This window comes from Pseudomonas mercuritolerans (assembly GCF_025706525.1).
GTDB lineage: Bacteria > Pseudomonadota > Gammaproteobacteria > Pseudomonadales > Pseudomonadaceae > Aquipseudomonas > Aquipseudomonas mercuritolerans.
The window spans coordinates 220,420-244,083 of record NZ_JAMSHA010000003.1; the positions used below are offsets into that span (position 1 = coordinate 220,420).

A 23,664-nucleotide genomic window follows, 5' to 3' on the forward strand; every position below is an offset into this window, starting at 1 on the left:
AGATTGAACAAGAACCTGGAAAACACTCAGACCAGAAAATTGCCAAACAAAAGTGCATCAGTGGCGGCATCCGGTCGCCATTCGGTCTGCTGAAAAACAATCGGCTGCCAGTACTTTTCAACGATTCCGTAGATGAACTCCCAGTCCAGATATTCACTTTCCAGAATTCCGGCCCGAGGATTGGCCTGCGCCCACGCCATTCCAGCGACAATACTGGACACCACCTGCAGACTCGTAGCGCTGTTGTATTTGGCCATCTTGCGTGCCTTGCCAATGGACAGATTCGAGCCCATCCACACTGACGGATACTTGTCACTGATCAGAAACACGCCCAGTTCATCGATACCGGAAACAATGCCGTCTTTTAATACCTCCTTGGTTAACACCCGCTGTTCATTTCCATTGTCCAGCAGGGACATTGAAGCCACGGCCTGGTCACAGGGGTGGTATGCGTAATAAACGGTAGGGCGATAGCGGGGGTTATCGCCATCGCCTACGGTCAGATATTCGGCAATCGACAGCGACTCATTGTGGGTCAACAGGTAACCGGAAAAGTCCAGATAGTTCGGAGACCAGCTTCTGACTCTGACCTCACGCCCTTGCTCACTCATGGCTATCGCGTAATCGTTGCGAATCGCCGCTTCAGGCAATCTGACCTCATGACTGCCCCAGCCCAGTTCTGCTGGCTGCAGGCATTCGGTAATCAAACCGTCCACCGACCAAGTGCACATGAAGTGCTGTTCCGGACGCTGATCTCCGCAGACTTGAGTATCGCGCTCGGATATCTGGATGACCCTGATACCCAAGCGCTCGGCCAGTTCAGCCCAATCTTCGCGATCCCCGGTTTTATAAGCAACGTCATTGACCGCGGCCATTTGCGTCAATGCTTTTTTCAGCAACACGGAAATGAATCCCGGATTGGCACCGTGAGCGACAACAGCCGTTGCACCATCAGGGCGTTGCTGTTTTGTAAAACGCTTGAGACCCTCCCGCAAAGCAAAATTGCTGGTCAGGCCTGATTCGACTTCGGCTGTGTATTCCCAAGGTTCGATGCAAGTATCCAAATACAGTGCATCGTGCCTCTGAGCCAACATTATCAATGATTGAGTGGAGACCGAAACAGCCAGATTCAACAAAAAAACCTGGTCATTCAGAAAAGGCCCTATAACCTCTTCAAAGTTATGCGGGGTAATCAGTTTCTTTATCAAAGTCGCTGAATATTCTTGCGCAATGGCCTGTTTGGAGACGTCCAGATCTTTATCAAAGATTACAACATCGACCTGAAAACGTTCATTAATCAGGGGCAGCAAGGCCTGGGCAATGCTACCAAATCCGACAATGACAATCCGACTTATAGTTTGCATACGTAGAGTCCTTTACGTAAATCCTATTCACATACAGGCGCGCGGTCGCGAAGTACCAATATTGCAAAAACTATCGACACTCGGCAGTCGATAATCGCTGAGTCTGCGACTGACCACCATAGGTTGATGTCTGCGAAGACGATGTCCTTATAACTCTCGTAGTACCAAGCTTCATGCCCGGTATCCCTGCTTGCGAAGATTGGATCCTAAACAGCCGACTGCGGCATGGCAACCCCAAAACAAGAATAATTTTGAACGTTTTTCACGGACAAAATGCTTGTTCTCAAACCTGGCAATCACTAACTAATTGATAAAAATGAATTAAACACGATAAGACCGTTGCATCACTTCCGTGAACAACCTCACCTCGGTAGCCGCTGGAGCTGCGATGCTTCGATTCGTTATGTCCACACATGTGCTCTGGACTAAGGGTCAACCTGCGCCATCAGCTCCGGCACCGACTCCGGCCGGCGCGCATAACGCTGTGCCAACACTGCGCAGACCATCAGTTGAATCTGGTGAAACAGCATCAGCGGCAGAATCAGCACGCCGATGGTGCTGCCGGCAAACAGCACCTGCGCCATCGGCACGCCGGTGGCCAGGCTCTTTTTCGAGCCGCAGAACAGAATGGTGATGCGGTCTTCCTGGTTGAAGCCGAACGCTTTGCTCAACAGAATTGATGCAACCAGAACCAACGTCAGCAGGATGCAGCAGACCACCACCAGACCGAGCAACTCGAACAACGGAATCTGCTGCCAGATGCCCTCGTTGACCGCTTCGCTGAATGCGCCGTACACCACCAGCAGAATCGAACCCTGATCAACGAATTTCAGCCAGTTCTTGTTGCGCCCTACCCACGCGCCGATCCAGCGCCGAGCGATCTGCCCGGCAATGAATGGCAGGAGCAATTGCACACTGATCTTGACGATCGCATCGAGGGTTGAACCGCCGTCACCGTGAACGTTGAGCAGCAGCGTCACCAGCAGCGGCGTGAGAAAAATCCCGAACAGGCTTGAAGCCGCCGCACTGCAGATCGCCGCCGGAATATTGCCCCGCGCCAGCGAAGTGAAGGCAATCGCCGACTGCACAGTGGCCGGCAACGCGCACAGATAGAGCATGCCCATGTACAGCTGATCGCCTATCAGCGGTGACAACAATGGCTTCAGCGCCAGACCGAGGATCGGGAACAATACGAAGGTCAGGCCAAACACCAGCAGATGCAGACGCCAGTGGCCAGCGCCGGCGATGATCGATTCGCGCGACAGCTTGGCGCCATGCAGGAAAAACAGCAGAGCGATGGCGATGTTGGTCAGCCAGCCGAAGCCGACCGCGACCTGGCCGCTGGCGGGCAGGAAGCTCGCCAGCAGCACAACGCCGATCAAGGTCAGCGTGAAATTATCGGGCAAAAAACGTGGGCGCGTCATGAGATTCATCCGGGGGTTGCCAGTGCGTGCCGACGACTCTAACGTGACTGGCAATTACCGACTAACGCCGAAGAGCCGCAAGATGCCGCCTAAAGGACATGCCAACAGCGTTCGCCGCAGTGTTCCCGGGCTACCCAGCCTGCCGCGCCCCTTGTATGGACGCACCGAATCGCTGCCCAATCGCGCCCTCACCCGCCGTCACAGCCATCCATGGGTGCAGTTGTCCTACCCGATTCAAGGCGTGCTCGAAGTGCAAACCAGCGCCGGCCGCTTCGTCGCGCCGCCGGAGCGTGCGGTGTGGATCCCGGCCGGCGTGCCGCACCGGGTGTTCAGCGCACCGCATACGGAAATGCGCAGCCTGTACATCGACAGCAGCGTCACCGGTTGGGCCGCCGGGCATTGCCATGTGCTGGGCGTCAGCGATCTGCTCAGGGAGTTGATCCGCGCCTTCAGTCAGGTCCCGGTCGACTATGACGAGAACGGCCCTGACGGACGCCTGGCCCAGGTCATCCTTGATCAACTCGGCGACGCGCCGACCATCGACCTGATGCTGCCGCTGCCGCAAGACGCGCGCCTGAAGCAGATCTACCAGAGCCTGGAGCAACACCCGGAACAGCAGACCACGCTGAGCCATTGGAGCGAAAAATTCGGCGTCACCGAAAAGACTCTGACGCGCCTGTTTCTGCGCGACACCGGCCTGACCTTCCGCGCCTGGCGTCAGCGCCTGCGCTTGCTCGGAGCGCTTACGCCGCTGGAGAAAGGCGAGCGAGTGACCGATGTTGCGCTGGCCTGCGGATACGACTCGACCTCGGCGTTTATCGCCGCGTTTCGTCAGCAGTTTGGCGAAACGCCGGGAGAGTTTTTCCGCTGACACTTCGTTTTTGCCGAACTGTCCGTCAGGAATAAACGATTTTTCTTTGCTCCAGATCCGTCGCTAGCATGGCCCCGTCTGACTTTGATCGAGAGGGTGCAGTGATGCCAGTGGGAGCGAGCCTGCTCGCGAACGCGGGGTGTCAGGCAACCTCCATCTCACTGACCCACCGCATTCGCGAGCAGGCTCGCTCCCACAGGAGATGTGCTTGCTGCAAATAAAAAGACAGGGGAGCGTGCCATGCCTGCCACGAACATCAATATCGGCGAACCCTGGATGTGGGGTGCCTTCATCATCTTCGTTCTGGCCATGCTGGCCCTGGACTTGTTTGTCTTCGGCGGGCGCAAGGCGCACCGGGTGTCGGTGCGGGAAGCGTCGGCCTGGGTGGTTGCCTGGTGCCTGTTGGCGCTGAGCTTCGCGGGATTGCTCTGGTGGTATCTGCACGGCGAATTCGGCGGTGAAATCGCCCGACAGAAAACCCTGGAATTTCTCACCGGTTATCTGATCGAGCAGTCGCTATCGATCGACAACATGTTCGTCTTCGTGATGATCTTCAGCTACTTCGCCGTGCCGCCGGAATTGCAACGACGCGTGCTGCTGTACGGCGTGCTGGGCGCGATTGTCATGCGCGCGATCATGATTTTTGCCGGTGTGTGGCTGGTGTCGCAGTTCGAGTGGCTGCTGTATGCATTCGGTGTGTTCCTGATCATCACCGGGATCAAGATGCTGGTGTTCGCTGATCATCAACCGGATCTGGAAAAGAATCCGTTATTGCGCTGGGTTCGCGGGCATATGCGCATCACCAGTGGCTTTCACGGCGAGAAGTTTTTCATCCTGCAGAACGGCGTGCGCTGGGCGACGCCGATGTTTTTGGTTCTTGTGCTGATCGAGGCCAGCGACTTGATGTTCGCCGTCGACAGCATTCCAGCGATCTTCGCCGTCACCACCGACCCGTTCATTGTCTTCACCTCGAACATCTTCGCGATCATGGGCCTGCGCGCGTTGTACTTCCTGCTGGCGGACATGGCTGATCGCTTTCACCTGCTCAAATACGGGCTGGCGATCGTGCTGGTGTTCATCGGCGGCAAGATGGTGCTGATGCCGTGGTTCCACATGCCGGTGGAATGGTCGCTGGCAATCGTCGGGACGGTGATTCTCGGGTCGGTGCTGTTGAGCCTGGTGACCAGCCGCGAGGCAGAACGCCGCACCGAATGACACAACCCAACTCCACCTGTGGGAGCGAGCCTGCTCGCGAATACGCCGGATCATTCAACATAGGAGTTGAATGACACACCGCTTTCGCGAGCAGGCTCGCTCCCACATTTGAAGTGCGGTGCTCTTATTTATCGGACTTGATACTGGTCCACACCCGCGTGCGCACCCGCTCCATTTTCTGCGGCAACGGTTGCACCACGTACAGGGTTTTCAGCGCCTCGCTGGTCGGGGTCAGGTTGGGGTTGTCGGTGATGTCCTTGTTGACCAGCGGCATCGAGTCCTTGTTGGCATTCGGGTAACCGAGGAAATCACTGATCGGTGCGATCACTTTCGGGTCGAGCAAGTGGTTGAGGAATTCGTGGGCCTCGGCGACGTTCTTCGCGCTCTTCGGAATGGCGAAGGTGTCGAACCAGATCGGCGCGCCCTCCTTCGGCAAACGCCAATCGACCACCACACCGTTGCCCGCCTCTTTGGCGCGATTGCCGAACTGGTAGAAGCTGCCGGAATAACCGATCGCCACGCAGATGTCGCCGTTGGCGATGTCGGTCATGTACTTGGCCGAGTTGAAGTAGGTCACGTAAGGACGAATCTTCATCATCAAGGCCTTGGCCTTTTCATAGTCCGCCGGGTTCTGGCTGTTCGGGTCGAGGCCGAGGTAATGCAGGGCCAGCGGCAGGATCTCCGACGGCGAATCGAGCATCGCCACGCCACAGGCCTTGAGCTTTTCCATGTTCTCGGGCTTGAACACCAGATCCCAACTGTCCACCGGCGCGTTGTCGCCCAGGGCAGCCTTGACCTTGGCCGGGTTGAAGCCGATCAGCACGGTGCCGTACATGTACGGCACGCCGTACTGGTTGCCGGGGTCGTTGGCGTCGAGCAACTTGAGCAACGCCGGATCCTGGTGCTGCCAGTTCGGCAATTTCGACTTGTCGAGTTTCTGGAACACGCCGGCCTTGATCTGGGTTTCGATGAACTGGTTGGACGGCACCACCAGGTCGTAACCGGAGTTGCCGGTGAGCAGTTTGGCTTCCAGGGATTCGTTGGTGTCAAAGGTGTCCCAGGTCACTTTGATCTTGCTTTGCTCGGCGAAGTCCTTGGGCACTGACGGCAGAATGTAATCCGCCCAGTTGTACACCCGCAGTTCGCGTTGCTCGGCCTGGACGGCGCTGGCCAGCAGCGTCAGGCCACACACGGTGGCGCCCAGAATGCGTTTGATCGTGACCATGGTTGTTTCCCCGAATGCGACGTGAGATCGATGGTTTTTATGTTCTGTACACGGCAGTGGCTGTAACGGTAGCCAAGGGCAAAAAAGGTCGAGCCTGTTGTTATGGTTTCGATTCTTGCTGACAGCGTAGCGCGATGACAGTAGGCGGCAGGCCAAAAGGGGATCGATATGGCCAATTTCCGTGACCGCTGAAATACGCAAACAAAAATGCCCGGCGCTGGGCCGGGCATTGTCGGGTTGCCGTTGGGATCAGTCGGTATAGCCGAGTCTGGCCGCCCTGCTCTGCTGCGCCTGACCGCGAGTCGCCAGGCAGTAATACAGCGGCACGGTCACCACCAGGCCAACCAGCCACGACAGGTCGGCACCTTCCACCAGATTGGCGTACGGCCCCACGTACAGCGAGGTGTTGGCAAACGGCAGTTGCACGATGATGCCGATGAAGTAAGCAATGATCGCGTGCAGGTTGAAGCGCCCGTAGATGCCACCGTCAGCGCGGAAGATCGAGGCGATGTCGTAGTTACCGCGCTTGATCAGATAGAAATCGATCAGGTTGATCGACGCCCACGGCACCAGCACCAGCAACAGCGCGAGAATCAGTCCTATGAATTCGGAAATGAAATCCGCCGAGGCACCGAGGGCGACCACACAGCATCCGGCCAGGATCACGCTCGACAGCACCACGCGCACCTTGATGCTCGGCGTCCACTGGCTGGCGAACGTCTGGATCGAGGTGATGATCGATAGCACCGCGCCATACAGATTGAGCGCGTTGTGGCTGATGATGTTGAGCAGAAACAGCACCATCAGAATCGGCCCCAGCCAGCCGGTGGACTGCTTGACGGCCGCCATCGCTTCAGTGCCTTCCGGCGTCGCCAGCACTGCCACCGCGCCAAAACTGAACGACAGAATCGTGCCCAGCGTCGCGCCCAGATACGTCGCCCAGAAGGGTTTGGCGATACCGATGTCTGCTGGCAGATAACGCGAATAGTCGGAGACGTACGGCGAGAAGCTGATCTGCCAGATGATCCCCAGCGACACCGTCGCCAGCCAGCCGGACAGATTGAAACTGCCGCGCGTCAAAAAGTCCGCTGGCAGTTCATGGGCGAAGATATAGATGAACCCGGCGAGCAACGCGCCACCCATCACCCAGGTGCCGATGCGGTTGAGCGTATGGATGAAGTTGTAGCCGATCACACCGATCGCGGTGGCGGCCAGCGCGCCGATCAGAATGCTCAGCGGCGCTGGCACTGACGGCGCAATGCCGACGATGGATTTGCCGGCTAGCACGATGTTGGAAATGAAGAAACCGATGTAGATGAGAGCCGCGAAGAACACGATCAGCAGTGCGCCATAACGACCGAACTGACCGCGACTCTGGACCATTTGCGGAATGCCCATGCGCGGACCCTGCGCCGAGGCCAGCGCAATCACCACGCCGCCGATCATATGCCCCAGCGCAATCGCCAGCAGCCCCCAGAACAGATTCAGATGGAACACCTGGACCACCATGGCGCCGGTGACGATGGGCAGTGGCGCGATGTTGGTGCTGAACCAAAGAGTGAACAGATCGCGGGCCTTCCCGTGGCGTTCCGCGAGTGGGACGTAATCGACCGTATGATTCTCGATCAACGGATCTTGCCGGGACATCTGGGACATATGCATGAACTCGAGTTTGTCTGTTTTTATCTTTGTATGAAGCCAAACCGGGAGGACTCTTGGGTCGCCCCTCAGATGCAGACCATATTATGGTATTCCAGACTTTGCACAAGCCTGATCCGCTGAATCTGTTGCTCTCAGATCCGCTATCCTCGCTGATCCCACCCCTGACCGGCTAGCTGAAAGCCCCGTAAACACTGAGTTTCCGACGAAAGTGGCACGTTTATCGGTTCACCAGAAAAGCTCTTGCAAGATATGTATTACGGTATACCATCAGACCTACAAACCATAAAAACCGCGTCACACCACCCGAGGACCACCCAATGATCGATGCTGCCATTTACAAACAAGTCATGGGCTCGTTCCCGTCCGGCGTCACCGTCATCACCACGCTGGACGACGACGGTCAGATCGTCGGCCTGACCGCCAGCGCGTTCAGCTCCCTGTCGATGGACCCGGCGCTGGTGCTGTTCTGCCCCAACTACAGCTCCGATTCCTATCCCGTGCTGATCAAGAACAAACGCTTTGCGATTCACCTGTTGTCCAGCGTGCAGCAGAGCGAGGCCTATGCCTTCGCCCGCAAAGGCAAGGACAAGGCGCAGGGCATCGAGTGGACATTGAGCGCACTGGGCAACCCGATCCTCGCCAATGCGACGGCGGTGATCGAGTGCGAGTTGTGGCGTGAATACGAAGGTGGCGACCACGCGATCATGGTCGGCGCGGTGAAGAACCTGATCGTCCCCGAGCAGGTCGCCGGGCCGCTGGTGTATTGCCACGGCAAGATGGGCGCGTTGCCGGTTGTGGCTTGATTTTCAAAACCGCCGAAAAGCCATGTGGGAACGAGCCTGCTCGCGAAAGCGATGGGTCAGTTGTTACATTTTTGACTGATCTGACGCCTTCGCGAGCAAGCTCGCTCCCACAGGTTTTGGTATTGCCTGGGCGACTGTGTCAGGTCCGAAACCGGCTCACCAACTGATTCAACGTCTGCGACAACGCCGTCAGGTTCTGCGCATCCTGGCGAGTTGAATCCGCCAGGCTCGCCACCAACTGCGCATCACCATGAATCTGGCTGATGTGCCGATTGATGTCCTCCGCCACTTGATGCTGTTCCTCCGCCGCCGTGGCGATCTGCGTATTCATGTCGCGGATCACGTCAACCGATTCACGGATCAATTCAAAACTCGCCCGCGCCTCGTTGATCGACACCACGGTTTCCTGCGAGACCTCGAGGCTGGCGTGCATCTGCTTGCCCATCTGGTGGGTGCGCCGCGCCAGATTGCCAAGCAGTGCGTCAATCTCACCGGTGGAGTCGGAAGTGCGTTTGGCCAGCGCGCGAACTTCATCGGCGACCACGGCAAAGCCCCTGCCCTGTTCACCGGCGCGCGCGGCCTCAATGGCGGCGTTGAGCGCGAGCAGATTGGTCTGCTCGGCAATCGATCGGATGGTGCCGAGGATCGACTGGATGTCGTTGCTGTCCTGCTCCAGTTGCTGCATCGACTCGGCGCTGTGGCCGATCTCCTGACTCAAGCGCCCGACGTTACTCACCGCCGCGTCGATCTGCTGCTGCCCGGTGTGAGCCTGACGCTGACCGTTGTCTGCCGAGTCGGCCGCCTGACTGCACGAGCGCGCAACCTCGTTGGAAGTGGCGACCATTTCGTGGAATGCGGTCGACACCATGTCCACCGCCTCACGCTGACGCGAAGCGACGTCGGCCATTTCCGCCGAGACTTCGGTGGCGCTGCCAGAGCTGCTGTGAATCTGCCCCGCTGCCTGGCCGATGCGCTGAATCAACGTACGAATCGCTTCAAGAAACTGGTTGAACCAGCCGGCCAGTTGCGCGGTTTCATCCTGCCCACGGACTTCCAGTCGCGCAGTCAGATCGCCCTCGCCTTGAGCAATACCTTCGAGACCACTGGCGACACCACGAATCGGCTTGACCATCAAACCCGCGAACCACGCGCCAGCCGTCGCGAACAGCAGAGCGCAAACCACAGCGATAGCGCCAATCAGCCAAGTCAAACGGGTTGCCCCCGCCATCACTTCACTGGCTTTCACCAAGCCGACAAACCGCCAGCCCAACGCTTGCGAGGGCCAGACCAGAGCCATGTAATCCTCGCCGGCCAGCTGCACCTCGACCAGGCCTTTGCCCGCCTCGGCCAGTTGCTGATAACCGTCGCCGAGATCGCTGAGTTTCTTGAAGTTGTGCGCCGGATCGCTCGGGTCGACCAGCACGGTGTTGTTGGCTTCCATCAGCATCAGATAACCGCTCTCGCCGAGGCGGATCTGCTTAACCAGATCGGTCAATTGCTTGAGCGACACATCGATGTTGACCACGCCAGCATTGCTGCCCAACTGGTTGTTGAAGCTGCGCACAGTGCTCACCAGCACCACGTCATCCGCCGCCCAGTAATAGGCCTCGGTGCGCAGGGTTTTGCCGGGATTGGCCATCGCGGTTTTGTACCAGGGGCGGGTGCGCGGATCGTAGTTCGCCAACTTCGCATCGCCCGGCCAGAACAGATAACCGCCCTGCTCGGTGCCGACAGATAGATAGGTGTAGGCCGGATGGGCCTTGGCCAGACCGTCGAACAGTTTGAACAGCTGTTGATCCTGCGGCCCCATCGGCACTTGCGCGGCGTCACTGCTCAGGTAGCGTTTGAGGCTGGTGTCGATGCTCTGCAGTTGCGGATGCTCGGCCAGGTAAGCAACGTTCTGGCTGATGCCCTCGAAAAACAGCTGCATCGCGTTTTCCACCTGACGCACTTCGCGCCCGGTGCTGTCAGTAAAGGTGTCGCGCGCGCCCTCGCGGACATTGAGGATGATCAGCGCTGCCACCAGCAACACCGGCAGGCTGGCGATTACCGCAAACGCCAGAGTCAGTTTTTGTTTTATGTTCATTGCTTGCGCCTTCCTTGTTCGAAGTGTCGGTCAGAAATATTTTGCGGATATTCCGTATTATGGTATACCAATATTCAATCAACCGAACAGCCGTCCTCGAAGGCGTGCCTGAATGGTGAGAAGACTCGCGAGCGCACAGCGCTCACGTCAGTTCGACAGGCCCGCATACGACCGGCCAATTACAAAAGACTCGAGGTAGCGTCATGAAATTTTCCCTGTTCGTACACATGGAACGCTGGGACGAAAGCGTCAGCCACCGCCAACTGTTCGAAGACCTGACCGAACTGACCCTGATGGCCGAGGCCGGCGGTTTCAGCACCGTGTGGATCGGCGAACACCACGCCATGGAATACACCATCTCCCCAAGCCCGATGCCGCTGCTGGCCTACCTCGCAGCGAAAACCACGACCATCCACCTCGGCGCCGGCACCATCATCGCGCCGTTCTGGCACCCGCTGCGCGTCGCCGGCGAATGCGCCCTGCTCGACGTGATCAGCAACGGCCGCATGGAAGTCGGTCTCGCCCGTGGCGCCTATCAGGTTGAATTCGACCGCATGGCCGGCGGCATGCCCGCCTCCAGCGGCGGCCAGGCCCTGCGCGAAATGGTCCCGGTGGTCCGCGCCCTGTGGCAAGGCGACTACGCCCACGAAGGCGACATCTGGAAATTCCCCACCTCCACCAGCGTGCCGAAGCCGATCCAGAAGCCCAACCCGCCAATGTGGATCGCCGCCCGCGACCCGGATTCGCACAACTTCGCCGTGGCCAACGGCTGCAACGTCATGGTCACGCCATTGATGAAAGGCGACGAAGAAGTCCTCGACCTGAAGAACAAATTCCAGACTGCACTGGACAACAACCCAGACGTACCGCGCCCACAATTGATGGTGCTGCGCCACACCCACGTGCACACCGCTGATAACCCGGACGGCTGGCAAGTTGGCGCCAAAGCCATCTCACGTTTTTATCGCACCTTCGATGCGTGGTTTGGCAACAAGGAAACTCCGGTCAATGGCTTCCTCGCGCCGAGTCCGGAAGAGAAGTTTGCCGGACGCCCGGAATTTGAGCTGGAGAGCCTGCACAAGACGGCGATGATCGGCACGCCGGAAGAGATCATTCCGCGGCTCAAGTACTACCAGGAACTGGGCGTGGATGAGTTCAGTTTCTGGTGTGACAACAGCTTGCCGCATGAAGAGAAGAAGAAATCGCTGGAGTTGTTTATCAGGGATGTGGTGCCGGCGTTTCGGTAAACCCTTACTGGCTCGGCCCGGTAAATGAAAACGCCCCGGCAGAGTTCGGGGCGTTTTAGTTTTACGTCGGCTCGTCGTCCCAAAAATTGCCAGCGGGTGCGTATTGGCCATCTCGGAAAACGGCGCACCAACCAAAACTTCGGTAGAACATTTCAAGATCAATGATCTGGTACAAGCCTTCGCTAATTTTACTCAAGGTAATCAGACCATTGGCATAGTGGGTGTATTGACCACCCGCCCCGGCGACCGCACGTCGTTCCAGTTCCTCACGACTCCAGCCCGATACGATCCCGGATGATTCAGGGACTGTATCCGAGAAGGAAATTTCGAATTGCGTTGAAACCTTGCAAATACACGGAATCCGTTGCTGTCTGAGCAAGTCATCGGAGATCAGGTTGTCAGGGAAATGAATATTTAATTTCAAATGGCTCAGGTTCCGATGAGGCTACGCTGACCCGGCCGGGTGACATCGTAAACATGCTGCTCGCAAGCCTGCCCAACAAACTGAAACTCCACCAGGTAGACCTTGCTTCGCTCCGGGGTAAAAGTACTGTTCAGCGGCCCGCAGCTATAAGTATTGCCAGTGCCCATGCCGTTGGAACGCCCCGACACCTCGAAAGGTTCGTCGGCATTGGCTTGCGTTTCCAACTGAGGGAAGTGCTTGAACGTGGCGCTATTGGCCGCTTCGCTGACTTTGGCGATCCAGCCGAATACCTTGCCCCGCCCGGAATCCACCACAGTACCCAGCACTTCCATTCGCCGATCGGGATCTGAAGCCCGGCGAACCGAGAACTCGACAGGGTATGTGTAACCTGTCGCTTTCATGATGATTTTGGCGTGTTGTGCATCTGGTGTTACCGTTTTTTGCTGAAGTTGGACACCCTCCTTTAAAAGACTGGGGGAAGAGTCTCTGACGTTGGAATGGCAGCCTGCAATCAGGAAAACCAGTGAAAGCAAAATTCCCGCTCTAATCACTTTTTATTACCCCGTAAAGACTTAGCGGGCAGACTTATCGAGTTCAATAAACCTGCCCTGCAGCAATCGTTAAATAATGTCTAAAAGCTTTAAGTCCGACTCGACCTGCACAGCATCTTGCTCAGACAACTGTGACATAAGAGACGCTAACCCATGCACCTCAATAATCCCTTTTATATGGTCAACCGAAAAATCAAAAGCGACCTTGGGCTCTCTTCCCGCCGACAACACAAGCCCGGCAGTCTGGAGCATTAGCTTTTCAACTGGAGTAACAAAACTTTCTCCCATCTCATTTAATGCATAGCCGACTTCAAGTTCCCCTTCAACCCAGGAAAAACCTGATTTTTTGTTCTTCCTGATCTTAGTCCTGCAGTAAATGGGATAGTAGTAAAACATTCGCTGCATTATTTCTTTATAACTTAAAATCGCTGACATGATCAGCCTCTATACGGACCATTCCAGTTGACACATAACAGCGACAGACTACGTTTTCGCAACGCTTTCTAAACGTGATCTGTCCGAGGTTATTTGCAACGTTCATACCCAGCGAAAATCAGGCGTAATCTCACACGTCATTCCCGCAAAAACAAGAGTATTTCTAACCTGCAAAACCTTCTCCGCTTGACCGACAAACACCAGAGCAAGATCTTGCTGGAGAGTAATTCTGGAAGACAAGAAATTACGGCCTGTAACTTCAGAAACAGCTTTTACATGGTCTTTATTCTGATAGTCACCCCGGCAGCGCACCTCATACTGAGTCTCGTCCACCTTAATCTCTGGAATGTGGGTTGTAACTACCGACCAACCGCACTGAGAACATTTTACTCCTTGGGCGCTGCCTTCTCTGTAGACAGACAGCTCCCCTCCACACTGCTCGCACGCCATAAAACATTGCTTGCTCATTGCGGTTTCCCAGGATTAAACACTTTAAATGTTCCCTGATTCGCCATATCAGGATGATTAAAAAGTAAAAAACGGGGACAGACCACCGGGCTCCCTCGCTGCACACGACGACCGATCATTGCCTCCACTTCAACAGCAAACTTTGAACCGCCAAAAACATTATTCCCATTGGTCGCGGCACGAATCTGGTCAACCACTTCTGACTCTAAGTCTTTATTGAACAGTTCGCGGTAGGCATCTGCCGGTTGCCCGCCCTGCACTCCAAGCGCCAAGTATTGAGCATGAGGGGTAACAATGTGCGAGCGCTCTGATTGTGCATTAACACGGTAGCTTGACCAGCGATATTCGGCTGGATGAACTACCATTTTCGCTCTCACCGGATTCATTTCGATGTACCGATAACAGCACAATAAATATCGCTCACTCTCAACAAGGCATGAACGATACCGGCCTTCCCACAAACTTCCACTGCGTCTGTACACGCGATTTATATATTGAACGTATCTCTGGCCAATACCTTTCATCAGCAGGCTTGCGCTATTGGCATGATGAGGACTGACTAACAAATGAACGTGATTGGTCATTAAGCACCACGCATGAACATCACAGTCATTTTTCGACGCCTGCTCAGCCAACAGCTCCAGATAAAAATGGTAGTCTTCCTCGGTAAAAAAACAGACAGATCTATTGTTTCCTCGCTGAATCAAGTGGAGCGGTACGCCTGGTATCAAAACTCGGGCTCTACGCGGCATTGATGAATCCTTTCAATTGGTCGAACTGAAAGCTTAGCGGGCCGCAAGGTAAACATGACGGCAAATTTTTACGTATTGTTGCAGTCAATTACATTAAAACGTGGTTTGCCACCCTTTTTCCCGGGGACAGACCCACGTTCTTGGAGTGGAGTGCTTTCTAAACGTGGTCTGTCCCCATTTATCCCTTTCTAAACGTGGTCCGCCCCCATTTATTTTCTCCTGTCAGTCCAGACTGAATTTAACCTGAGTACCGTCTGGTAAATTTTTAATCTTATCGGCTATATCGGCTCTGAGCCGCATGCCTTCTACAGCATCGGCAACATATAAATTATCCAAGGAAAAATCGCCGCCCATTACAAAAGGCACTTTGGGCAGCAAACGCATCCCCGCACGAACTGGACCATTGCGCTTTTGCCACTGATGAGCCAACGGATAGCCTGTCAATACTTCATAGTCGTGCAGAACTACTTCAGCCCAGCTTTCAACATCCGCAGCCAAGTACTCTAACGAGCCAGTTTCCGGATCAAAAATGTAGATACTGCCATCCTTAATACAGAACTGTCCACCAAAGATATCTTCAGCAAAAAAGACAACGTTATCGGCTAGGCCATTGTAGCTACTGCGCCACAGGTCAGCGTGATTCCAATCAGATATGCCCATTTCACTTTGACTGGAGTCACTTGGAAAAACATGCAGCGCGCCTTCAAAAGCATAGAAGCCATTGCGCTGACGCAGCACATTAACAAGTTGTTCCGCCGAAGTCCCTGCCAGTTTGCGTATTGGCCCAGACAGTTCTGGCTCACGTTCACTCAAGGACGAACTTGCAATCGATAACAACTTATCCAGATTATTCATAATCTAATCTATCACCTCTATTCTAACCTTCGTCCCGTTAGGCAACTCTCTGCATTGAGCGCCAATACAAGCGCCCGCCCCACGGTTATCACCAGCGGGGATATGCCTTACTGAGGCTCCCTGCCCCCCTTCCTGGAACATGGCGGGCGGATATTCATCACGGTCGAGGCCCGGTTTTGTTTCAATTCCGCGCAAAGAATCACGCCTGCGCGTTGCCGCATTATCTCGATCTATGGTCAACGTGTCAGGCTTTCCTGCCCCGATGGCATCTTCAATATGTTGCGCCGACTCGGGGTAGCGATCTTTGCTGATCGTGACGATTTTTTCAGTACCGCCTGCGCCGCCAGCAACCCCTTTTACATCAACAACCTTTTCATCATCCACATGTTTAGCCGTCGTGCCTTTTCCGATAGCCCGCCCCGGAAAAATTCCGGCGCCCATCTCGAAAACCACAGCGCCCAATTTTGCAAAGAAGCCACCCTCCTGTGCTTTCACAACGGAAGCCATTGATCCAGCAGAATATAAATTCCCTCCTTGAACAGAGCTTACCCAATAGGCCTCTGCTCCGTTGCCTTCACTCCTCAGTTTGTTTATGAGTTCTGAAAATTTTTCGTCATCGTCGGCCAAATCGCGTGAGATCTGACGGCAAGTATCAGCTGCTCCTTTACAAAACTCGTCACGCTCCAACTCTCGTTGCTTGTCGAGCGCTTCGTATTTATCCCTGACCGCCAGCTTTTCCTCATCAGTGGATTTGCTGTCCATTTCGGCCAGCATCTCTTTCACCTCACGGTGATAGAGGTAGTTATAGGTCGTCGCACTCCCTGCGATGGCGGCCCCTAGCTGGGTGTTTTCATCCACGGCGGCAGCCGCTAACACGCCCGTCAGCTGCGACAGCATCACCTGCATCTGATCATTGCCACCAGCGAACTTCACAAGGACATTCATCGCCGCTTCGTTCAGCCCGGCAGCCGCCGCACCAGTAGCAAAATCCCCACCCATCGCCTCGGAAAGCAAGCCTCCCATCAGCGCATGCGCGACAACTTTTACTACGCCACCTTCCGGGAACTTGATCGTTTGATCGCCAACAAAATTGAACCCGGTCGCCATCGCGACACTGCCCGCTTCTCCCAGCAACGCGGAACCAAAGTTGTCACCAAAGCTACCGCCACCAATGGTGGTAGAGATGCCACTGGAAATGACCGCGCGACCTGCAGTTCGGATCGCTACGTCGGTAAAATTACTGCTGGTCAGAATACTTGCGGCTTTGCTGCCCCCCGCTGCAAACCAATTGGCATCGGCATAATCAAGCATGCCTGCGGTGAAGCCAGCGATAGCTGCGTTCTTGAGACTGTCGGCGCTGAATGTTTCCTTGAAAGCAGCGCCGAGGTTCCCTTTGTTGCTGATCGTGCTTGTCACGCCCGTCGTAGCGAGGGTTGTGGCGAATGCGCCGCCGAAGCCACCGCCGACCAAGCCCAGTCCTGCCGGCCCCATCACAAAAGACATCATGATGGCGATGGCAATTTGCGCCGCTGGCCCGACGCCCGAGTTCTCGTATTTAAACGACTCGTGAATCTCCTTCACGCGCTGCCAATCAACATCTCCCCGAGCCTCCGCATCCTTCAACCACGCCAGTTGCGGATCAGCCTTGACCATCGCATCAATGGTCTGGCTGACGGACTCCTGACTCACATCCTTGATATCAATCTTCAGCCCATCGACCGCTTTCAGGACGATGTTGCCCTTGGCGATCATCTGCGTCTGGCGCAGGGTTTCGTCGCTGTTGCCGCGACCTTTGGCCGAGACCCACGCCGCGTTGTTGTTGGTTTTGGTATGGCTCTCGTCATGCAGATCCTTCACCCCTTCGAAGGTGACGGCGCCGCCGCTGTCGAGGAGGATGTCCTTGCCGCTGTCGAGTTTGGCCACCTGGTAATGCTGGTCGCCCAGGCTGACCAGAGACAGGTTGCCGCCGGTCTTGATTTCGCTGCCGACGTGGGTGACCTGGGTGACCTCGTCGCGCTGGAGTTTCAGGTTGCCGAAACCGCCCTTCTCCTTCATGTCGTAGAGCGTGTGGTCCTTGTTCTGCGCAGCCAGCAGACTGAGGTCGTTACCGGCGTAGACGTAGGCTTCATTGCCTGCGCTGATCTTGCTCGCGACCAGTGTGGTGTCACGCCCGGAACTGGTTTTTACGTCGCCGCCGGCGATGAACTCAGCTGCTTTCTGAACAGTGTGGTCATCCTGTTCATGGACACGTTTCTTGCCGTCCTTGCTATGGGTTTCGACGTTGTGTTCATCTCCGGCCGAGGACATGTTGATGTCGCGCTTGGCCTCGGCGGTGAGGTTGCCGGTGGCTTCCGCTGTGCTGGCGACGACGTTGATGTCGCGACCGGCATCGAGCTTCAGGTCGCCGCCGGTTTTCACTGTCGACGCGAGGTTTTCCACGGTGGTGGTAATGACTGAGCGGTGGCCGCCATCGAAGGATTCGTGGAGTTCGTCTTCGTCGCGTGTCGCCAACAGGTTGATGTCGCGCGCTGCACTCAGGCTGGCGTCACCGCCGCTGCTGATGGCAGACGCGTTGATCAGATCCTGTCCGGACTTGATGGTCAGGCTGTCGCGGGCGCTGATGATGCCGCCGTCGTCGACGAGGGTGCGCATGCCGTTGCCATCACGCACCGCGATGGCGGTGCGATCGTTGACGATATCGCCCTTGAGTGTCGTCAGTTCGACCTGATTGCCGCGGATTTCGCCGGCAAGTGCGTTGCGGATGCTGTCGGTGGCCATGAGTTTGATGCGCTCATCGGCTTCCACCAGACCGCCCTGATAGAGGCTGCCCTTGACGTCGACGGACACGTCGTTGCTGGCCTTCAATGTGCCGACGTTGACCAGATCGCTACCGGCCAGCATTTCCAGATCTCGGCCCTGAATCAGGCTGCCACCGCGCACGTTGCGCGACTCGGCCTGCGCCAGATACAACACCGGCACCAGCACTTTCTGGCCGTCGACGATGCGCTCTTCCATCCAGACAATGTCGTGGGTCAGCGCAGCGACCTGCGCCGAGGTCAGGCTGACGCCGACTGAGAGGTTCAATTGATTTTTGCTGGCGAGCGCGTTATCCATCAGATAACGAAATTGCTCGTAGTCGTTCTCCAGGCCACCGGCGAGAAAACGCTGGCCGGTCTGGGCCATGACGGCGTCGCTGATCAGCCGCGATTCATAGCGACCGTCACCGAGGCGACGCGCCGCTTCGTCGGCGCTGAAGTCGAGCTTACCGAGCAGGTAGTCGGAGCTCATGAACGCGGTCGTCTGAGTCAGCTCTGGGTTGGTTTCGATCAGATAACGGCTCTGCGGATTGGTGCTTTGCACGAACATGCCGTACGGGCCTTTCGGCAACCGGAAGGTCGAGGAAGCCGTCGGGTCGACTGCGGCGAACGGCACACCTTTGAAGTCCACCGGTGTGAAGCTGATCTGCTTCACGCCATCGGCGTCGACATGCTCGATACGGGTAACGGATCTGGAGGTTTGGGCGACAGCGTCGGTGCTATGTTTGCCCAGGTTGATGTTGATGCCGCCGACCGCGTCTGTCTGGTCGCTGGCCAGGGAACCTGTCAGTTGATCATAAGTGTTGTCGTATAGCGTGCCGTTCTGGATGCTGTTGGTGACGTCGAGCTTGACCTTGCCGCCGGCCTGCATCACCGCAGCGTAAACGGCGTTGCCGTTTGCATTCCAGGTGGTGACGTCACTCATCAAAGAGAATCGCGAATCACTGGAGCGACTGATCAGTTCATCGAACCGCGCCTGATCGAAGTTGCCGGCCGCGGTAGCCGCGTTGAACGCCGGAACATCGACGAACTCCATCTTGTCCCAGAGGCTGTTGTCGATACGCCCAGGGGTGCCCCTTTTCACCACGCGCGTCCCCGAACGCGACTCCGCGCCCTGGTTCAGCAGGCTGTCAGCCGTCACGGTCAGGTCGCCGTTGGCGGCCAGCAGGCTGTAACGGTTTTCAAACTGGTTGGCGTGGATGGTGAAGTTCTTGCCTGCCACGAATCGCGCCGCGCGCGAGTCCTTGAGCACCTCGTCGTTGAATTGGGTAGTGATGGTGATGGTGCCGCGCTTCCAGCCATCACCACCATCGCAGTGCTGACCGCACACCCAGCTCAAACTGCCGGACGACTGACCGGAAGTCAGCTCGAACTCGGCTTTGGCATTTTCGAAGGAAACCGCGTTGATGTCGACGTCACCCTCGCCTTCGATGGTGCCCGACAAGTTGCTGAACAACGCCGCGCGCCCGCCATCGACAGCGTCGAAGCTCATGTTGCCGCGGCTGTAAATATCGCCGTAATAGTTATTCAGGCTGTTGCCGTGCAGCTTCATCGTGCCGCCGCTGAACAGCAGCGTGTCGGCATCGTTGTAGAGACCGTTGGCGGCGGTGAATTCGAGATTGCCTTGGGCGCCGAGGGTGCCTTTGTTATTGATCCGTGCCGCCGTCACCGTGAGGTTCTGGTTGGCGATCAGGCGACCGAGATTGTCCAGTGTGCCGCGCAAGGTCATCAAGGTGTCGCCGCCGCTGACCAGTCGCCCGTCCTGCTGGATCACGTCGTTGGCGCTGATCGTGAGTTTCTGCTGCGCGGAGGCTTTGCCGCTGTTGAGCAGATTGCCGCCGAGGGTCAGCGCCAGATCGCCGCCGCTGAGCAATTGTCCGGCATTGTTCAGGTTGGCCACGTTGAGGCTGAGCCCCGAAGTACTGGCGATCCGTTCGCCAGCATTGAGCGTCAGGTTCTGCGCACTGGTGTAGGTCAGCCCGCCGTTCAGTTGCCAGGTACCAACACCGTTGACCGAGCCGACATCCCATACACCATTGCCCAGCCCGGTGAGACTGCCCTGGTTGTTGGCCAGTTGGCTCACATCCAGGTCGAAAAGGCCCTGCGCCGCGTGGCGCACATTGCCGCTGAAGTTATTGATTTCGGCACCCGACAGCAGCAGGTCCTGACTGCCGATTTCGATCACGCCGCTCTGGTTGTTCAGATTGCCGGTCAGCTTGATCTGACTCGCAGCGCCACCGAGGGCGCGGAGCTGGCCACCGGCGCTGTTATCCAAGCCGTAGGCAGTCAGCTTGAGGCTGTTTGCCGATTCGATCAGGCCGCCCTGATTGAGAACCTGCCCGACGGCTTCGAGCCCCAGCTGATTACCGCTGATCTCGCCGCTGGTGTTGTCCAGGCTGGCACCAGTGAAGATCACCTGATCCTTGCCGAACATCTTGCCGGCGCGGTTAGCCAGGCGCGTCACGGTCAGCGTCAAGTCATCAATCAGGCTGGAAATCAGCCCGGCTTTGCCGCTGGCTGCACTGTTGTCGAGGTCGGCACTGTTGATGCTCACCGAGTCGGCTTGCAGCGTGCCGCCCTGGTTTTGCAAATTGCCGTTGTTCAGCGCCAGTTCGGCATGGCTGCCGTTGGCCAGAATCACACCTTGCTGATTGAGCAGTGTTTTGCCAGTAATCTTCAGGCCGTCGCTGGCAGCGATGATCTGCCCGGCAGCGTTGTTGTTGATCCAGGCGCTATTGATGTCCAGGCGCTTGCCTTGCAGGGTGCCGCCCCGGTTATCCAGCGAGGTCAGTTGATCAAGGAGCAAGCGCTGTGCGCCAGCATCGACCAGACCGGTGACGTTGCTGAAGACTCCGGCAATGTTGAGGACGACATCGCCGCCATTACCGACGATGCCGCCCTTGTCGTTGTTGCCAAGTTGTTTGGCATTGATGTCGATAGCGTTGCCAAGCAGGACACCGGCGCTGTTGTCGACCTCGTCACCGTCGATGTGCAACTGACCTTCGCTCTGAATCCGGCCCTGTTGATTCAGCAGTTGCGACTGGCTTGGTGCAGTTTGCTTGAGGATCAACCGCGTGCCATCGGCACCTGCGGCCAACAACCCGTTGGCACGGTTATCAAGGCTGGCCGCGTGCAACTCCAGGCCGTCGGCGATCATCCGCCCGCCACGGTTGTCGACGTGTCCGTCCTTGGCCAACACCAGCAATTGCCGGGCGGCGACTACACCGCCACGGTTATCGACAGAGCTGGCACGCAGTTCCACATCGCCTTTGATGGATTGCAGACGGCCCAATGCGTTGTTCAAGTGCTGCTGGACGAGGAGCGTCAGTTGCCCGGTTTCGGCGCTGAGCGTGCCGTCGTTGTTGCCGATCAGATTGCGCAGGTTTGCGTCGACGATGCCGCCCAAAAGCTGGCCGCTGGCGTTTTGCAGGTCCTGCGCGGCCAGGCTCAGGCGATCGGTCCCCAGGATCAGGCCAAGGCTGTTATCCAGGTCTGCACTGGAAACCACGCTGTCATCGGACGAAATCGTGCCTTGCGTATTATCCAGCGTGCCGCGACTGGCCACCTCGAGGGTTTTGCCCGTCAGACTTGCGTTGCGGTTGTTGATGCTCTGCGCAGTGATGGTCAAGCGATCCGAGGCTTGCACCTTGCCGTCGTGGTTGTCGAGATCCTGCATCAGCGTCAGATCAGCAGCACCGTTTTCCGCGCTGATCACACCCTTGGCGCTGTTATCGAGGCGAGTGGCCGTGACGTGAATGTCGTCGGCAGCCAGCGTCCCACCCTGATTGAGCAACTCCCCTCCCGACAGTGCCAGTGTGGTTTTCGCCTGGATCTTGCCCGCGCCGTTATTCAGACGTTCGCGGGCAACAACCTTGGCCTCACCGTCGCTGGCGCCGATCAGGCCGCCGCTGTTGTCCAGTTGACGGGCGTCCAGGTCGAGGCGACCGGCGATCACTTTGCCGCCGGTGTTTTTTACCTCCTGAGCATTGAGCTTGAGGCTGCCGCCGGCGATTTCGATACGGCCCTGACGGTTGTCGATACTGTCGACCACCAGTGTTGCCGCTTGCCCATCGGCGAAGCGAATCAGGCCGCTGAGGTTGACGATGGCCGGCGCGCTCACGACCAGACGGGTTTCACCATAAACGCGTGCATTCACACCTTGGTTGACCAGGCGCGCCGCGTTCAGAGCGAGGTCTTGAGCCTGCACGGTACCGTTCTGGTTCTCGAACGTGTCGGCTGCGCTGGCGTGCAATGTGCGGCTGGCCAGAACGCTGCCACTGTTACTTACCGAAGCACTGTTGATCGACAGATGACCATTGGTGTTGCGGCTGTTGTCTGCGTTTACCCCGGCTTCAATCACACCGGTATTGGTCAGCCTGCCGCCGCTGCTCAGGCTGACGCTGTCACGGGCAGCGAGGCTTTGGCGATTGATCAGGTCTTCGGCGGTTTGTACGGTGACCTGCGTACCGGCATAAACCGCGCCCTGGGCATCGAGACTTTTGGCCTTTACATCGACGGCATTACCCGCCGTGACTTTAGCCAGGGTCAGCTGGCCATTGGCGTCGATCCGGATGTCACCGGCGCTGGCGGCAAGATCCCCCGCCAGCTTCACACCAACGCCCTGCTCGGTGCCGACCAGTTTGATTGCACCGGCATACATGCCGCCGAGCGCCGAGGAGTCGATGGCCAGTTGTGGTCTGGCGCTGCCGTCATCGGCACGGGCGGTGGCGCTGAGCGTGTCGGCGTTGACGTCGTTGCGGCCGGTGGTGATGTTCAGGTTTTTTGCGTGGATCTGTGCATTGATCTGCGCACTGCGGGTAATGATTTCGAAACTGTCGACGTTGCTCGCATCAAGACCGACGCCGTCAATCGAAACGCTTCCCTGATCGACCTGAAAGCGCTCCAGGCGACCGTTGTCGAGCACCGGTTTACCGGTGGTCAGCGTGACACGTGGCGTGTTGATGAAACCGCAACCGTTGCAACTGATGCCGTAAGGATTGGAAACGATCACCCGTGCCGATTGCCCTGCGACTTCGGTGTAGCCGCGCAACTGGCTCGGGCTGCCGCCATTGACTTCGTTGAGGATGGTTTGTGCCGCTGCGCCACGCAGGTTCGGGTTGCCGAGAATGATCCCGCCCAGTTGCGTCTGTTGCATGCGGTCGGTGGCGTTGTTGAGGATGACGCCTTGCGCACCGACGTTGTAATCGTGGAACTGGTTATGCGACAGGCCACTGCCATTGGGCGCTGCGATGTTGACGATTGGCACGCCATTGCCGGCGCGATCCAGACTGGTGCCGGGGGCACTGACAACGATGCCGTCCGCCTGCGCCCACACCGGTTGCCAGAACATGACGTTCGCCAGCAAAAAGGCCAGACCACGCTTGGGCATGCCGCAGAATTGCTCGCGCTTTTTTACGGCCGCAGAAGGTTGGCTAGCCAGGAAGGCCAGGTGGCGAATGTCCATAT

The 23,664-nt window shown here is 57.1% G+C and carries 16 protein-coding genes and 1 pseudogene; 4 read left to right on the forward strand and 13 right to left on the reverse strand.

Annotation, left to right across the window (positions count from 1 at the left end; genetic code table 11):
• Positions 1-26: 26 nt before the first annotated feature.
• On the reverse strand, positions 27-1,364 hold the full coding sequence (locus tag ND528_RS09445; protein WP_137214957.1) for a saccharopine dehydrogenase C-terminal domain-containing protein: 1,338 nt from the start codon (positions 1,362-1,364) through the stop codon (positions 27-29).
• 425 nt (positions 1,365-1,789) lie between these two features.
• Positions 1,790-2,788: a bile acid:sodium symporter family protein gene (locus ND528_RS09450; protein ID WP_263470180.1), complete on the reverse strand. Its 999-nt coding sequence runs from the start codon at positions 2,786-2,788 to the stop codon at positions 1,790-1,792.
• An 82-nt stretch (positions 2,789-2,870) separates the two neighbouring features.
• Here ND528_RS09450 and ND528_RS09455 point away from each other — a divergent pair, with 82 nt between their 5' ends.
• Positions 2,871-3,659, forward strand: coding sequence for an AraC family transcriptional regulator (locus ND528_RS09455; protein WP_263470410.1), 789 nt, complete (start codon positions 2,871-2,873; stop codon positions 3,657-3,659).
• Positions 3,660-3,899: 240 nt separating this feature from the next.
• Positions 3,900-4,874, forward strand: a complete 975-nt coding sequence (locus ND528_RS09460; protein ID WP_024013207.1) for a TerC family protein — start codon at positions 3,900-3,902, stop codon at positions 4,872-4,874.
• Positions 4,875-4,998: 124 nt separating this feature from the next.
• On the opposite strand, the gene ND528_RS09465 is transcribed toward ND528_RS09460, so the two are convergent.
• Complete coding sequence (locus ND528_RS09465) at positions 4,999-6,099, reverse strand: polyamine ABC transporter substrate-binding protein (protein ID WP_016775035.1); 1,101 nt, start codon at positions 6,097-6,099, stop codon at positions 4,999-5,001.
• Between the two features lie 249 nt (positions 6,100-6,348).
• The gene (locus ND528_RS09470; protein ID WP_137214951.1) at positions 6,349-7,755 is read right to left on the reverse strand and encodes a purine-cytosine permease family protein; all 1,407 of its coding nucleotides are present in this window, start codon (positions 7,753-7,755) and stop codon (positions 6,349-6,351) included.
• 323 nt (positions 7,756-8,078) lie between these two features.
• On the opposite strand from ND528_RS09470, the gene ND528_RS09475 reads away from it, so the two are divergent.
• Positions 8,079-8,564, forward strand: a complete 486-nt coding sequence (locus ND528_RS09475) for a flavin reductase family protein (RefSeq protein WP_042606747.1) — start codon at positions 8,079-8,081, stop codon at positions 8,562-8,564.
• Between the two features lie 139 nt (positions 8,565-8,703).
• Here ND528_RS09475 and ND528_RS28345 read toward each other — a convergent pair whose 3' ends face one another.
• Together ND528_RS28345 and ND528_RS28350 are read right to left on the reverse strand one after the other, a co-directional pair.
• Positions 8,704-9,471: a methyl-accepting chemotaxis protein gene (locus ND528_RS28345; protein WP_370593578.1), complete on the reverse strand. Its 768-nt coding sequence runs from the start codon at positions 9,469-9,471 to the stop codon at positions 8,704-8,706.
• Positions 9,472-9,561: 90 nt separating this feature from the next.
• Positions 9,562-10,650, reverse strand: a pseudogene (locus tag ND528_RS28350) (HAMP domain-containing protein); the annotation flags it as partial.
• Between the two features lie 203 nt (positions 10,651-10,853).
• Between ND528_RS28350 and ND528_RS09485 the strand changes: the two are divergent.
• The gene (locus tag ND528_RS09485) at positions 10,854-11,897 is read left to right on the forward strand and encodes an LLM class flavin-dependent oxidoreductase (RefSeq protein ID WP_263470181.1); all 1,044 of its coding nucleotides are present in this window, start codon (positions 10,854-10,856) and stop codon (positions 11,895-11,897) included.
• 61 nt (positions 11,898-11,958) lie between these two features.
• Here ND528_RS09485 and ND528_RS09490 read toward each other — a convergent pair whose 3' ends face one another.
• From ND528_RS09490 to ND528_RS09520, 7 genes are all read right to left on the reverse strand, one after another.
• The gene (locus ND528_RS09490) at positions 11,959-12,321 is read right to left on the reverse strand and encodes a hypothetical protein (protein WP_110603707.1); all 363 of its coding nucleotides are present in this window, start codon (positions 12,319-12,321) and stop codon (positions 11,959-11,961) included.
• A gap of 5 nt (positions 12,322-12,326) precedes the next feature.
• A complete protein-coding gene (locus ND528_RS09495; protein WP_269076954.1) occupies positions 12,327-12,854 on the reverse strand; it encodes a hypothetical protein in 528 nt (175 codons plus the stop codon).
• Positions 12,855-12,941: 87 nt separating this feature from the next.
• Positions 12,942-13,307: a hypothetical protein gene (locus ND528_RS09500; RefSeq protein ID WP_263470183.1), complete on the reverse strand. Its 366-nt coding sequence runs from the start codon at positions 13,305-13,307 to the stop codon at positions 12,942-12,944.
• Positions 13,308-13,409: 102 nt separating this feature from the next.
• Positions 13,410-13,775 (reverse strand): hypothetical protein, encoded by a 366-nt coding sequence (locus ND528_RS09505; protein ID WP_263470184.1) that lies wholly within the window; start codon positions 13,773-13,775, stop codon positions 13,410-13,412.
• Entirely contained in the window at positions 13,772-14,527 is a 756-nt protein-coding gene (locus ND528_RS09510; protein WP_263470185.1) for a transposase, read from the reverse strand. Before ND528_RS09510 ends, ND528_RS09505 begins: the two co-directional genes overlap by 4 nt.
• Positions 14,528-14,749: 222 nt before the next feature.
• Positions 14,750-15,382, reverse strand: coding sequence for an SMI1/KNR4 family protein (locus tag ND528_RS09515; RefSeq protein WP_041480038.1), 633 nt, complete (start codon positions 15,380-15,382; stop codon positions 14,750-14,752).
• A gap of 3 nt (positions 15,383-15,385) precedes the next feature.
• A complete protein-coding gene (locus ND528_RS09520) occupies positions 15,386-23,662 on the reverse strand; it encodes a two-partner secretion domain-containing protein (RefSeq protein WP_263470186.1) in 8,277 nt (2,758 codons plus the stop codon).
• Positions 23,663-23,664: the final 2 nt, after the last annotated feature.